A 13,295-nucleotide genomic window follows, 5' to 3' on the forward strand; every position below is an offset into this window, starting at 1 on the left:
GGCAGTGAATGGGCAGGTCCCACATGTGAGCGGAGTGCACGGGTCGCGAGGTGTTCGGTCGAGGGACGCGCGAGGGACGCGTGCCGGACACATGGGCTTCCTAGCGTCCGGCGCGTCCGAAACCAGCCAGACGAAGGGGACGTCTCCATGGCTACCACCACCCACCGCACCGATCTTTCGCTCGCCGGACGGCGCGCACGGGCGCTCGCCGCCCTCGCCGTCGCCACCACGGCGGCCGGAGCCGTCGTCGCGCTCCCGTCCGCCGCGGACGAGCCGACGGTACCCGCGGACGAGCCGACGGCCGCCGGCTCCTCGAACACCCCGGGAGCTGCCACCGACGGCCCGACCGCGGACTCCGAGCAGGTCGAGATCGAGCGGACGGCGGCGAGCGAGCTCGCCGACGGTGTCCGGCAGGAGACCTTCCGCGTGACGACCCCGGAGGGCGCGTCGACCGCCACCCTCCTGGCCGTCGACCTCGACGAGGCGGAGACGGACCTGCTCACCGGCCCGACGATCACCACGCCCCAGCGGCTCGACGACATGGCCGGGGCCGCGGGAGCGATCGCCGCCGTCAACGGCGACTTCTTCCAGAACACGGTCGACGCCACCCACGGCGACATCTCCGCCACGTTCGCGGCGGTCGGCGTCGAGATCCGAGACGGCGAGATCCGCCAGTCCGCGGTCCCGTACGCGCAGCGCCACGGCGAGGGGCTCGACCGGGAGTGGAACGACGGCGACGAGGTCGTCGGGGTCACGCGCTCGGGCCACGGGGTCGTCACCGACGTCTCGCTCGACGCCTTCGTCACCGCCCGCGGGCAGGGCCGGATCGACGTCGACGGGCTCAACCAGTACGGGATGGCCACGGACGAGATCACGATCTTCGACGCGCGCTGGGGCGACACGTGGGGCGACGACACCCGCGCACGCGCCGCGTGCGGCGACGAGGTCGACCGTGGCTCGCTGTGCACGGACGACGTCCTCGAGGTCCTCGTCGAGGACGGTCGCGTGGTTGAGCTCTCCGACGAGGCCGGCGGCACCGGGGCCCTCGGCGACGGCCAGCAGGTCCTGCTCGGCCGCGAGGACGGCGCCGACGAGCTGCGCGCCCTCGAGGTCGGGGACCGCGTCAACACGCACGTGCGCTCGCGCTCGGACGCCCCGGGCCGCCTCGACTGGGCGATCGGGGGCGCCGTCGTTGTCCGCGACGGCGTCGTCGGCGAGATCCCCGAGCGTCCCCTCAACCCGCGCACCCTCGCGGGTGTCTCGCGGGACGGCGGGACGCTCCACCTCGTCTCCGTCGACGGTCGGAACCCCGACAGCGTCGGCATCTCCACCCGCGACGCCGCCGTGCTGATGGACGAGCTCGGCTCCGACGACGCGGTCCTGCTCGACGGCGGCGGGTCGACGACCATGATCGGCCGCCCCGACCTCGACTCCGAGTTCTCCCTGCTCAGCCGCAGCCGCGAGGCCGGCATCGAGGTCCTGCGCGAGGTGCCCAACGGCATCGGCGTCTTCCCGGGCTGACCGGGCCGGGGACGCCACGACGGCGGGTGCGCCGGACCTCGGTCCGGCGCACCCGCCGTCGTCGTCGTGCCTGGTCCTTTGATCGTTCGGGCTCGCCCCCTCGGGGGCGACGGCAGCTCAGGCGGCCGAGCCCCGCGCGAGCCGCTCGTTCGCGATCCGCGTGCCCGCCACCAGCGAGTCGAGCTTGGCCCACGCGATCTCCTCGTGGACGCGCCCGCCGAGCCCGCAGTCCGTCGACGCCCACACGCGCTCGGGCCCGACGAGTCGCGCGAACCGCTCGACCCGGTCCGCCACGAGCTCGGGGTGCTCGAGCACGTTGGTCGCGTGGGAGACGATCCCGGGCACGAGGACCTTGTCCTCGGGCAGCGTGAGGTCCTCCCACACGCGCCACTCGTGCTCGTGGCGCACGTTGGCGGCCTCGAACGAGTAGGCGGCGGCGTTCACCGTCAGCATCGTCGGCGCGATGTCCGCGAGCGGCAGGTCGGTCGCGTGCGGGCCGTGCCAGGAGCCCCAGCACAGGTGGAAGCGCACGCGCTCGGTCGGCAGGCCCTCGAGGGCGCGGTTGAGCGCCGCGACGCGCTTCTCGGTGAAGGCCACGTAGTCGCCCACCGCGGGCTCGGGGGTGATCTGGTCGAAGTTCTCCGCCACCGACGGGTCGTCGATCTGGAGCCACAGCCCGGCGTCGAGGATCGCCTTGTACTCCTCGTGCAGGACGCGCGCCCAGGCGTCGAGGTAGGCGTCCTCGTCGCCGTAGTGCCGGTCGGTGATGCGGCTGGCCGAGCCGGGGGAGAGGGCCGTGACGAACCCGGTCTCCGGTCCGCGGCCGGCGGCGGCGAGCGCGGCCACGAGATGGTCGGCGTCGGCGCGCACCGCGTCGGCGCCCTCGTACGTGAGGTCCCCGGTGACGACCGGGAAGGGCCGCGGCTTGTCCCCGCCCGTCCAGATCCCCGAGGTGGGGTCGGAGTACGCGCCGGCGAACAGCGCGCGGTCGCGGCGGTGGAGGAACCCGGTGAGGCGGACGTCGCCGGGGGAGGAGAGGTGGCTGTCGACGGCCCACGACTGATCGTCCGGGTCGATGCTCAGGCCGCCGGTGCGCCCGAACGAGTAGGACCACCACGCCCCGTAGTCGACCGACTCGGTCATGAGCTTGCCGTACTCGCCGTCGTTCACGAGGTCGAGCCCCGCCTCGGCCTGGCGCGCGACGACCCCGGCCACCTCGGTCTCCAGCAGCTGCGTGAGCTCGTCCTGGCCGATCCGCTCCTCGGCCCGCGCGGCGTTGGCCTCGATGAGCGCCGGGGTGCGGGGCAGGGAGCCGGCGTGGGTGGTGCGGACCTTCGACATGGTGGCCTCTCGGTTCGGGGACGGCGTGGACAGGGAGACGAGCGCACGACGACGACGCGCGGACCGCTCCCGGCGACCACTGTGGCACCGCGCCCGCGGCCCTCGCGCGCCGCCCCGGCGCGGTCCACATCGCGGGACACGAGCGGCCGGGTGTGCGACCAGGACGTGCCCGCGCCCGCCCGTCACTACGCTGACCGCGTGAGCGACGAGCAGCCAGGGACCTCCGTGGCGGTGGGCGAGTACCGCCCGCTGTGGCACGCGCTGCGCGAGCGGCGCAACTCGGACGCCGCCGCGCTCGTCCTCGACGATCCGGGCCTGCGCCGGCGAGTGACGTGGCGGGAGCTGGCGGACGACGTCGAGATGCTGGCCCTGGGCCTGAGCGACGTCGGCGTGCGGCCGGGCCAGCGGGTCGGCGTCTCCGTCCCGCCCGGGATCGAGCTCACCCTCAGCCTGTTCGCGGTCCTGCGGGTCGGCGCCGTCGCCGTCCTCGCCGACCCGAGGCTCGGAGCCCGCGGCCTCGACCGGGCGCTGCGCGGGGCCGAGCTCGACCACCTGCTCGGCACGCCGGTGGCGGCGCGCGCGGCGCGGGTGCGTGGGTGGACCGCCAACCGGTACCTCGTGCGCACCCCGTTCGAGCGGGTGATCACCGCCAACGAGCGCCGCCTCCTCGGCCTGCGCGGCGTGTTCCTCGAGATCCTCGACCACGGGCGCGAGCTCGTCGCCGGCGGGGTCGCCCTGCCGGCCGAGCCCGACCCGGACGACGACGCGCTCGTCGTCTTCCAGGCCGCCGGGTCGCTGCGGCCCAACGGTGTCGTGTACACGCACCGCACCCTGTCCGCGATGTGCCGGGCGGCCACCCATGTCGCGCCGATCGACCACACGCACGGCCTCGTGGCCGGCTTCGCCCCGGCCGCGCTGCTCGCCCTCGCCGTCGGCGCCCCCACCGTCATCCCGGGCGACGGCCGCCCCGGCGCCCTCACCGCGCCGCAGCTCGCCCGCGCCGCACGCCGCGTCCCCTCGCCGACGCTCGCCGTCAGCCCCGCCGGTCTCGCCTCCGTGGTCGGGACGGCCGGGCGCCTGAGCCCGGACGAGCGCGACGCGCTCACCCGGCTGCGCAGGGTCGTCGTCGGCGGTGCGCCCGTGACGGCGGAGGAGCTCTCCCGCGCCTCCCAGCTCCTCGGCGGCCCCGAGATGCACGCGCCGTACGGGATGGCGGGGCTGCTGCCGTTCACCGACCTCACGCTGCCCGACCTGCGAGCGGCGGCGGCCTCGACCGCACGCGGCGCCGGCGGCGGCACCTGCGTGGGGCGGCCGGTCCCGGGGGCCGAGGTCGCGGTCGTCCCGCTCGACCACCTCGGTGCTCCCGCGGGGGGACCGGTCACCACCCCGGGCGTCACCGGCGAGGTGGTCGGCACCGCCCCGCACCTGCGCGACCGCTACCTCCTGCCCGCCGCCGAGCAGGCGCGCGCCCAGATGCTCACGGGGTGGCACCGGACCGGGGACCTCGGACACCTCGACGTCGAGGGCCGGCTCTGGCTCGAGGGGCGGGTGGGGAACGAGATCACCACGCCCGACGGCGTCGTCACGCCCGTCGCCCTCGAGGTCGCGCTGAGGTCGATCCCCGGCGTGGTGGCGGCGTGCGTCGTCGGCGTCGGACCGCGCGGCGCGCAGGACGTGGTCGCCGTGCTGCAGACCGACCCCCGGAGCCACCGCGGTGCCCGGGCGGCGGCCTCGCGGGCGCCGAAGGGCCTCATCGCCGCGGCGCGCGCCGCCGTGGCCGGACTCCTGCCGGGGTCCGCGTCGCTCGACGCCGTCCTGCGCATGCCGGTGATTCCCGTCGACGTCCGCTACGGCGCGCAGGTCCAGCGCGCGGCCGTCGCGCACCGTGCCCGGGTGGTCCTCGGCCGAACTACCCTGGGGGCGTGAGCAGCGAGCAGCCGGGCGGAACCGCGGCGACCCCGACGGGCGAGGTCGCGGAGACCCGGAGCCCCACCGCCGCGGACGCACCGGCCGCCCCGCGCCCGCCGAAGTCGGCCCGCGTCATGTTCCTCACGGCGATCCTTGCCCTCGAGGCGTTCGTCATGCTCTTCGCCACCCTGGTCGCGCACGGACTGCGGGCCGCCCCGCTGCCGTGGGTGTGGGGCGTGGGGATGACCGCGATGGTGCTCTGCCTGGTCGGCGCCGGGCTCGTGCGGAAGTACCCGCGCGAGGTGGGCGTCCTCGGCTGGCTCATCCAGCTGGGCCTGGCCGCCGTCGCGATCGTCGTGCCGCTCATGCTCGTGCTCGCGGTCGTGTTCGCCCTCATCTGGCTCATCGCGCTGCGCACGGGCGCGGACATCGACTCCGACCGGCGGGACCGCTACGCCGCCGAGCTGGAGCACCACCGCCTGGCGTCGTCGTCGGCCACCCCGTCCGCCTGACCGGCCCGGGCCGACCCGCCCGACCTGACCCGCCCGACCCACCCGCCCGTCCTGGCCCACCGGCCGGACGGGCCGCGCGGACCAGCCCCGACGCGCCACTAGGCTGCCGCCATGACCTCCCCGCTCGAGCGCACCCTCGTCCTCGTCAAGCCCGACGGCGTCGCCCGCCACCTCACCGGCGAGATCCTGCGCCGCATCGAGGCCAAGGGCTACACGATCACCGACCTGCGGATGCTCACCCCCGAGCGCTCCCTCCTCGAGCAGCACTACGCCGAGCACGCCGAGCGGCCGTTCTTCGCCGGCCTGGTGGAGTTCATGGGCTCGGGGCCGGTGGCGGCCGCCGTCGTCGAGGGCCGCAGGGTCATCGAGGGCGTGCGCAGCATCGTCGGCGCCACCGACCCGACCGTCGCCGCACCCGGCTCGATCCGCGGCGACCTCGGCCACGAGGGTGAGGGCAAGGTCATCGAGAACCTCGTCCACGCCTCTGACTCGGTCGAGAGCGCCGAGCGCGAGATCGGCCTCTGGTTCGCCCCGACCAGCTGACGAGTGAGCGGGAACCCGGCTGCCGGGCGGAAGTCCGCTCACTCGCCGGGAGGAAGTCCGCTCACTCGCCGATGGGGGCGGGGACGGGCCGGGTTCCGCGGGATCGCCGCCCTCCTGACCTAGGCTCGCGGGCGTGTATCTCAAGACGCTGACCATGCGGGGCTTCAAGTCCTTCGCGTCGGCGACGACCCTCCACCTCGAGCCCGGCATCACGTGCGTGGTCGGGCCGAACGGGTCGGGCAAGTCCAACGTCGTCGACGCCCTCAGCTGGGTGATGGGCGAGCAGGGCGCGAAGTCCCTGCGCGGCGGCTCGATGCAGGACGTGATCTTCGCCGGCACCACGGGCCGCGCCCCGCTCGGCCGCGCCGAGGTCTCCCTGACGATCGACAACACCGACGGCGTGCTGCCCATCGAGTACACCGAGGTGACGATCAGCCGCACCCTGTTCCGCTCGGGCGGCTCGGAGTACCAGATCAACGGCGAGTCCTGCCGCCTCCTCGACATCCAGGAGCTCCTGTCCGACACGGGCATGGGCAAGGAGATGCACGTCATCGTCGGGCAGGGGCGGCTCGACTCCGTCCTCCAGGCCACCGCCGAGGACCGCCGCGGATTCATCGAGGAGGCCGCCGGGGTCCTCAAGCACCGCCGCCGCAAGGAGAAGGCGCTGCGCAAGCTCGAGGCCACGGCCGCGAACCTCGCCCGCCTCCAGGACCTCACCGCCGAGATCCGCCGCCAGCTCGGCCCGCTCGCCCGCCAGGCCGACGTCGCCCGCCGCGCCCAGGTGGTCCAGATCGACCTGCGCGACGCCCGCGCCCGGCTGCTCGCCGACGACCTCGCCCAGCTCCGCGCCGCCGCCGACTCGGCGAGCACCGACACCGCCGCGATCGCCGCCCGCCTCGCCGAGGTCGAGGGGGAGCAGGACGTCGCACGACGCTCGCTCGCCGCCCTCGAGCAGGCCGCCGCCGAGGCCGCGCCCCGCCTCGGCGCCGCCACCGACACCTGGTACCGCCTCTCCGGCGTCCGCGAACGCCTGCGCGCGCTCACCGACGTCGCGAGCGAGCGGGTCCGCCTCCTCGGCGGGACCGGGGACGGGTCCGACGACGACGAACAGCCGGCCGCGGCGGGTGAGCGCCGTGAGGACGCGCGGGACCCGGACGTGCTCCAGGCACGGGCCGAGCAGGCGCGCGCGGCGGAGGCGGAGCTGGCCGTCGAGCTGGAGGCTGCCCGGCAGACCCTCGCCGGCGCCGAGGCCGCGCGCACCGAGGCCGAGACCGCCGAGCGTGCGGCCGAGCACGCGCTCGCCGCCGTCCACCGCGCCGTCGCCGACCGTCGCGAGGGGCTGGCCCGCCTCACCGGTCAGGTCGCCGAGCGCCGCTCCCGCCTCGAGGCCGCGCAGGCCGAGCTCGACCGCCTGCACGACGCCGAGGCCGCCGCGCGAACGCGCGCCGAGGAGGCGCAGCGCGAGTTCGACCGGCTCGAGCGGGACGTCGCCGGGGCGGAGACCGGCGAGGAGGACCTCGACGCCGCCTACGAACAGGCCGCGGACCGACTCGCGGAGGCGGAGGGCGAGACCGAGCGGCTCGCCGAGGAGCTGCGCGCCGCCGAGGCCGACCGCTCGTCCGCCCAGGCCCGCGCCGAGGCCCTCGCGCTCGGGCTCGCCGCCTCCGATGCCGCCCCCGGCGGGGAGGTCGAGGGCCTGCTCGGCCCGCTGCCCGAGCACCTCGAGGTCGAGGGCGAGTGGGCCGACGCCGTCGCGGCCGCCCTCGGTCCGTTGGCCGCCGCCCACGTGGTCGCCTCCCTCGACGCCGCCGTCACCGCGCTGCGCGACGCGCGCGAGCAGGAGGCCGGCAAGCTGCGCCTCGTCGTCGCGGCCGACCCGGACGCCACGGCCCCCGAGACGGTGGGCGAGCTGCCCGACGGCGTCGTCGCCGCGGCCTCCGTCGTCACCGCCCGCACCGAGGTGGCCGTCACGCTCGCCCGGCTCCTCGGGCGCACAGTCCTCGCCGAGGACCTCACGTCGGCCCGCGCCGCCGTCGCCGCCCGCCCCGAGCTGACCGCGGTGACCAGGGACGGCGACGTGGTCGGGGCCGCGGCCGTGTCCGGCGGCAGCGGCGACGAGTCCTCCGTCCTCAGCCTGCACGCCGCCCACGAGCAGGCGCTCGCCGACGCCGACGCCGCCGCCCGCCGCGCCGAGGTCACCCGGTTCGCGCTCGGCCCCGCTGGCGAGGAGGTCGAGGCCGCCCGGGAGCAGGCGAACGCCGCCCTCGACGCCCTGCACGCCTCGGACGCCGAGCTGTCCGCCGTCACCGAGCGCCTCGGCCGGCTGCGCCAGACGATCCGGGACTCCGGGGTCGAGATCGAGCGGGCCGGGCCCGCGCGCGAGCAGGCGGAGACCGCGCTCGTCGAGCACCGCGAGGTCCTCACCGAGCTCGGCGAGCGCCTCGAGCTGGCCGGCCGCGAGCCCGAGGAGGCGGAGGCGGACCTCGAGCGGGCCACGACCGAGCGGGACGCCGCCACCACGGCCGCCCGCGAGGCCCGGTCCGCCGAGACCGACACGCGCCTGTCCCTGCGCACCGTCGAGGAGCGGGTCGGCGCGCTCGCCGGCCGGGCCGCCTCCCTCGAGGCCGCCGCCCGCACCGAGCGGGCCGCCCGCGCCGCGGCCGCCGACCGGGCCGCGCGCCGCCGCCGGCAGGCCGCCGTCGCCGCCGAGGTGGTCGAGCGGGCGCAGGAGGGCGTCGCCGCCGCGGACCGGGCCGTCGGCGAGGCCGCCGCGCGCCGCGCCGAGGCGGAGGCCGAGCGGGAGGACCGCGAGAAGGCGACCACCGCGGTGCGCACCCAGCTCGCGGAGCTCGACAGGACGCTGGTCGGGCTGCGCGACGCCGCCCACCGCGAGGAGCTCGCCCGCACCGAGCACACGATGCGGGTGCGCCAGGTCGAGGAGCGCTCCGTCGAGGAGCTCGGCCTCGACCCGGAGGTGCTCCTCGACGAGTTCGGCCCGCACGTGCCGGTGCCGTCCACCGACCCGGTCGCCGACGGCGAGGAGCCCCCCGAGCCGCGGCCGTACCTGCGGGCCGAGCAGGAGAAGCGGCTCGCCCGGGCCGAGAAGGACCTCGCCCGCCTCGGCAAGGTCAACCCCCTCGCGCTCGAGGAGCACGCCGCCCTCGAGGAGCGCCACCAGTTCCTCACCGAGCAGCTGACCGACCTGACGAAGTCACGCGAGGACCTCCTGCAGATCGTGCGGGACATCGACACCCGGGTCGAGGAGGTCTTCACCGCCGCGTTCCACGACACGGCGGCGCAGTTCGAGGTCGTCTTCCCCCGCCTGTTCCCCGGCGGCGAGGGACGGCTCGTCCTCACCGACCCGGACGACATGCTCACCACCGGCATCGAGATCGAGGCGCGGCCCGCCGGCAAGAAGGTCAAGCGGCTGTCGCTGCTCTCCGGCGGCGAGCGCTCGCTCACGGCGGTCGCCCTGCTCGTGGCGATCTTCACCGCCCGCCCGAGCCCGTTCTACGTGATGGACGAGGTCGAGGCCGCGCTCGACGACGTCAACCTCGGGCGCCTCATCGAGATCTTCGCCGAGCTGCGCGCGTCCTCCCAGCTCATCGTCATCACGCACCAGAAGCGCACGATGGAGGTGGCCGATGCCCTGTACGGCGTCACCATGCGCGGCGGCCTCTCGACCGTCATCTCCCAGCGCATCGAGCGCGCCGACGCCTCCGCCTGAACGACCGGTCGGACTCGCCGACACCGACCTCCAGACCCTGCGACACTGGGCCCGTGGACACGCTGCAGATCGTTCTTCTCGTCGTCGGAGTCCTTCTCGTCGTCGGGGTCGTCGCCGGGCTCTTCCTCGCCCCCTCGCGCCGCAGGCGCGACGACACCCTGCCGCCGGGGGAGTCGAGCCCGTACCCCGGGGGTGAGGAACCGGCGTCGGGCGCGTCGGCGGCGCCGACCGCCGTCATCGACGAGGACCGCCCCGGCGGGACCGACGTCGCCGAGCCGGGCGTCGCGGAGCCCGAGGTCGCCGAGCCGGCCGCCCCCACCCTCGAGCAGCCCGAGACCGTCCCGTCGCGCCTCCAGCGCCTGCGCGCCCGCCTCGCGCGGTCCGGCTCGTTCGGCCAGGCGATCCTCGCGATCCTCTCGCGGGACACGCTCACCGAGGACGACTGGGAGGAGCTCGAGGAGACGCTGCTCGTCGCCGACGTCGGGATCGGCCCCACCACCGAGCTCATCGACACCCTGCGCACCGAGGCCAAGGTCACCGGCGCGAGCGACGCCGGCGCGGTGCGCGACATCCTGCGCCGCGAGCTCCTCGAGTTCGTCGGCCCCGACGCGGACCGCACGCTCGACCTCAGCCCCGTCGTCGGCGACGACGGCGCGCCCCACCCCGCGACCGTCCTCGTGGTCGGCGTCAACGGCACGGGCAAGACGACGACGATCGGCAAGCTCGCGCGCGTGCTCGTCGCCGAGGGGCACTCGGTGGTCCTCGGTGCCGCGGACACCTTCCGCGCCGCCGCCGCCGAGCAGCTGTCCACGTGGGGCGAGCACGTCGGTGTCCCGGTCGTCCGCTCCGAGACCGAGGGGGCCGACCCGGCGTCCGTCGCGTTCGAGGCCGTCAGGAGCGGTCGCGAGCAGGGCGCGGACGTCGTCGTCGTCGACACCGCCGGACGCCTGCAGAACAAGGCGGGTCTGATGGAGGAGCTGGGGAAGATCAAGCGCGTGATGTCGCGTCAGGCGCCGGTGCGCGAGGTCCTCCTCGTCCTCGACGCCACGACCGGCCAGAACGGCATGCAGCAGGCGAAGATCTTCTCCGAGGCCGTGTCGGTGACCGGCATCGTGCTCACCAAGCTCGACGGGACCGCGAAGGGCGGCATCGTCGTCACCGTGCAGCGCGAGCTCGGCGTCCCCGTGAAGTACGTCGGCCTCGGCGAGGGCCCCGACGACCTCGCGCCGTTCGTCCCGGAGGACTTCGTCGACTCGCTCCTGGGCTGACGCTCCCGCCCGCACCTTCCGCTCAGCCTCCCGGCGCCGTCACGTGATCGTCACGTGGCGGCGCCGACCCCTTGCCGACCCCCGTTCCTCGCCGTACAGTTTTCTGTACAGGAGGTCGCGATGAAGACGATGAGCTACACCGAGTCACGGGCGCGCTACGCCGAGGTGCTCGACGGCGTGACGAACGACCGCGAGGAGGTCGTCGTCACGCGCGCCGGGCACGAGTCGGTCGTCATCGTGTCCCTCGCCGACTACGAGTCGCTGCGGGAGACGGCCTACCTCATGCGCTCGCCGGCGAACGCGCGGCGCCTGCTCGACGCCATGGAGCGCCTCGAGTCCGGGGGCGGAGAGGTGCACGAGCTGACCGAGGACGCCTGACGTGCCGTTCGTCTGGGACGAGAACGCCTGGCAGGACTACCTGTGGTGGCAGGCGCAGGACCGCAAGGTCCTCAAGCGGATCAACCTGCTGCTGGCCGACGTGCGGCGCAACGGCAACGACGGCATCGGCAAGCCAGAGCCCCTCAAGCACGACTTCGCCGGGTACTGGTCGCGCCGCATCACCGACGAGCACCGGCTGGTCTACAAGGTCGTCGGCGACGACGTCCGCATCGCCTCCTGCCGCTACCACTACGGCTGACGCTCCCTCTCGCACCTTCCGCTCAGCCTCCCGGCGCCGTCACGTGATCGTCACGTGGCGGCGCCGCCGGTTACACGGCCGAAACCTCCTGCGCGGCCGCGCGACACACGCGCTCGGCACAGTCCCTCCCAGACCGGCCGACGGTGCCGGCGAGGAGGAGACATGACCCCATTGATCGCGTCGTCGGCGCCCCCGACGCTCGACACCGGCGCCACGGCCTGGATGCTGATGTCCGCCACGCTCGTGCTCATGATGACCGTGCCGGCTCTCGCCCTGTTCTACGGCGGCATGACCCGCTCGCGCGGCGTGCTCAACATGATGATGATGAGCTTCGGCGTCATCGCCGTGGTCGGCGTGATCTACCCGCTGTGGGGGTACTCGACGAGCTACGGCTCCTCGTTCGCCGGCCTGTTCGGCAACCCGCTCGACGGGTTCGCCCTCGAGGGTCTCGTCACCGCCGCGGACGGCACGTTCCTCCTCGACGACGTCGGGGTTCCCGTGTACGTGGGCGTCGCGTTCCAGTCCACGTTCGCGATCATCACGACCGCACTGGTCTCCGGCGCGATCGCCGAGCGCGTGCGCTACGCGACCTGGCTCGTGTTCGCCGCCGCCTGGGTGACGCTGTCCTACTTCCCGATGGCCCACATGGTGTGGGGCGGCGGGCTGCTGTCCGGCGACGGCCCGCTCGCCGGGATCGCCGAGCCGATCGACTTCGCCGGAGGCACGGTCGTCCACATCAACGCCGGGATCGCCGGGCTCGTGCTCGCGCTCGTCGTCGGCAGCCGGGCAGGCTTCGGCCGGCGCCCCATGCCGCCGCACAACCTGCCGCTCGTCATGGTCGGCGCCGCCCTGCTGTGGGTGGGCTGGTTCGGGTTCAACGCCGGGTCGGCGTTCACCGCCGACGGCGTCGCGGGTCTCGCGTGGGTCAACACGACCTCCGCGACCGCCGCCGCGATCCTCGGCTGGCTCGTCACGGAGAAGATCCGCGACGGCCGGATGACGTCGCTGGGAGCGGCCTCGGGAACGGTCGCCGGGCTCGTGGCGATCACGCCGGCCGCGGGAGCGCTCACCCCGGTCACGTCGATCGTCCTCGGCGTGATCGCCGGCGCCCTGTGCGCGCTCGCGGTGAGCCTGAAGTACCGCTGGCGGTTCGACGACTCCCTCGACGTCGTCGGCGTCCACCTCGTCGGAGGGCTCGTCGGCACCGTCCTCATCGGGTTCCTCGCCGACGACGGCGGACTGCTCACGGGCGGAGGACTCGCTCTCCTGGCGGTTCAGACGCTCGTCGCGGCGCTCGCCGTGATCTACTCGGGGCTCGTCACGCTGATCATCGCCCTGGTCCTCAGGGCGACCATGGGGTGGCGCATCAGCGAGGACGAGGAGACTGCCGGCATCGACACCGCCCAGCACGCGGAGAGCGCGTACGAGGGCATCGGCACCGGCCGCCTGCTCACCGGATCGGAGAAGTGAGGACCGCCATGAAGCTCATCACCGCCATCGTCCAGCCCTTCCGGCTCGAGGACATCAAGGCCGCCCTCGAGTCCGCCGGGGTCACCGGCATGACCGTCTCGGACGCCAACGGGTTCGGCCGCCAGCACGGCCACACCGAGGTCTACCGCGGCGCCGAGTACGAGGTCCGGCTCGTGCCCAAGGTCCGCATCGAGGTCCTCGTCGACGACGCGGAGGCGAGCAAGGTCCTCGACGCCGTCGTCAGCGCCGCGCACACCGGCCGCATCGGCGACGGCAAGGTCTGGGTGTCCGACGTCGGCGAGGTCGTCCGCGTCCGCACCGGCGAGCGCGGCTCCGAGGCCATCTAGCCGCGACGTCTCCCGGGCCCC

The 13,295-nt window shown here is 74.9% G+C and carries 11 protein-coding genes; 10 read left to right on the plus strand and 1 reads right to left on the minus strand.

The genetic code is table 11. From position 1 onward, the window contains the following. Nucleotides 1–147: 147 nt before the first annotated feature. Nucleotides 148–1,521, plus strand: a complete 1,374-nt coding sequence (locus tag ACPYO6_RS00510; protein ID WP_425712924.1) for a phosphodiester glycosidase family protein — start codon at nt 148–150, stop codon at nt 1,519–1,521. A 117-nt stretch (nt 1,522–1,638) separates the two neighbouring features. Here the strand turns inward: ACPYO6_RS00510 and ACPYO6_RS00515 are convergent, their stop codons facing one another. Beyond that, on the minus strand, nt 1,639–2,862 hold the full coding sequence (locus tag ACPYO6_RS00515; protein ID WP_425712925.1) for a cobalamin-independent methionine synthase II family protein: 1,224 nt from the start codon (nt 2,860–2,862) through the stop codon (nt 1,639–1,641). Nucleotides 2,863–3,060: 198 nt separating this feature from the next. On the opposite strand from ACPYO6_RS00515, the gene ACPYO6_RS00520 reads away from it, so the two are divergent. From ACPYO6_RS00520 to ACPYO6_RS00560, 9 genes are all read left to right on the plus strand, one after another. Beyond that, a complete protein-coding gene (locus ACPYO6_RS00520; RefSeq protein ID WP_425712926.1) occupies nt 3,061–4,788 on the plus strand; it encodes an AMP-binding protein in 1,728 nt (575 codons plus the stop codon). Next, on the plus strand, nt 4,785–5,282 hold the full coding sequence (locus ACPYO6_RS00525; RefSeq protein ID WP_425712927.1) for a DUF4233 domain-containing protein: 498 nt from the start codon (nt 4,785–4,787) through the stop codon (nt 5,280–5,282). Before ACPYO6_RS00520 ends, ACPYO6_RS00525 begins: the two co-directional genes overlap by 4 nt. Before the next feature lie 111 nt (nt 5,283–5,393). Then, a complete protein-coding gene (gene ndk / locus ACPYO6_RS00530) occupies nt 5,394–5,825 on the plus strand; it encodes a nucleoside-diphosphate kinase (protein ID WP_425712928.1) in 432 nt (143 codons plus the stop codon). Between the two features lie 133 nt (nt 5,826–5,958). Further along, complete coding sequence (gene smc, locus ACPYO6_RS00535; protein ID WP_425712929.1) at nt 5,959–9,552, plus strand: chromosome segregation protein SMC; 3,594 nt, start codon at nt 5,959–5,961, stop codon at nt 9,550–9,552. Between the two features lie 53 nt (nt 9,553–9,605). Further along, nucleotides 9,606–10,820 carry a signal recognition particle-docking protein FtsY gene (gene ftsY, locus ACPYO6_RS00540; protein ID WP_425712930.1) on the plus strand — a complete coding sequence of 405 codons (1,215 nt, stop codon included), beginning with the start codon at nt 9,606–9,608 and terminating at the stop codon, nt 10,818–10,820. A gap of 120 nt (nt 10,821–10,940) precedes the next feature. Continuing rightward, nucleotides 10,941–11,198, plus strand: a complete 258-nt coding sequence (locus ACPYO6_RS00545; protein WP_425712931.1) for a type II toxin-antitoxin system Phd/YefM family antitoxin — start codon at nt 10,941–10,943, stop codon at nt 11,196–11,198. Nucleotide 11,199: 1 nt separating this feature from the next. After that, nucleotides 11,200–11,457, plus strand: a complete 258-nt coding sequence (locus ACPYO6_RS00550) for a Txe/YoeB family addiction module toxin (protein WP_425712932.1) — start codon at nt 11,200–11,202, stop codon at nt 11,455–11,457. Nucleotides 11,458–11,619: 162 nt separating this feature from the next. Continuing rightward, nucleotides 11,620–12,927 carry an ammonium transporter gene (locus ACPYO6_RS00555; RefSeq protein WP_425712933.1) on the plus strand — a complete coding sequence of 436 codons (1,308 nt, stop codon included), beginning with the start codon at nt 11,620–11,622 and terminating at the stop codon, nt 12,925–12,927. 8 nt (nt 12,928–12,935) lie between these two features. Beyond that, nucleotides 12,936–13,274: a P-II family nitrogen regulator gene (locus tag ACPYO6_RS00560; RefSeq protein ID WP_425712934.1), complete on the plus strand. Its 339-nt coding sequence runs from the start codon at nt 12,936–12,938 to the stop codon at nt 13,272–13,274. The last annotated feature ends 21 nt before the right edge of the window (nt 13,275–13,295 follow it).

The organism is Georgenia sp. Z1344, assembly GCF_049856295.1.
Taxonomy (GTDB): Bacteria; Actinomycetota; Actinomycetes; order Actinomycetales; family Actinomycetaceae; genus JB111.

Coding starts and splice junctions, on each gene's coding strand:
- ACPYO6_RS00510 (WP_425712924.1), top strand. CDS start 148: ATGGCTACCACCACCCACCGCACCGATCTTTCGCTCGCCGGACGGCGC.
- ACPYO6_RS00515 (WP_425712925.1), bottom strand. CDS start 2,862: ATGTCGAAGGTCCGCACCACCCACGCCGGCTCCCTGCCCCGCACCCCG.
- ndk (WP_425712928.1), top strand. CDS start 5,394: ATGACCTCCCCGCTCGAGCGCACCCTCGTCCTCGTCAAGCCCGACGGC.
- ACPYO6_RS00545 (WP_425712931.1), top strand. CDS start 10,941: ATGAAGACGATGAGCTACACCGAGTCACGGGCGCGCTACGCCGAGGTG.
- ACPYO6_RS00560 (WP_425712934.1), top strand. CDS start 12,936: ATGAAGCTCATCACCGCCATCGTCCAGCCCTTCCGGCTCGAGGACATC.
- ACPYO6_RS00555 (WP_425712933.1), top strand. CDS start 11,620: ATGACCCCATTGATCGCGTCGTCGGCGCCCCCGACGCTCGACACCGGC.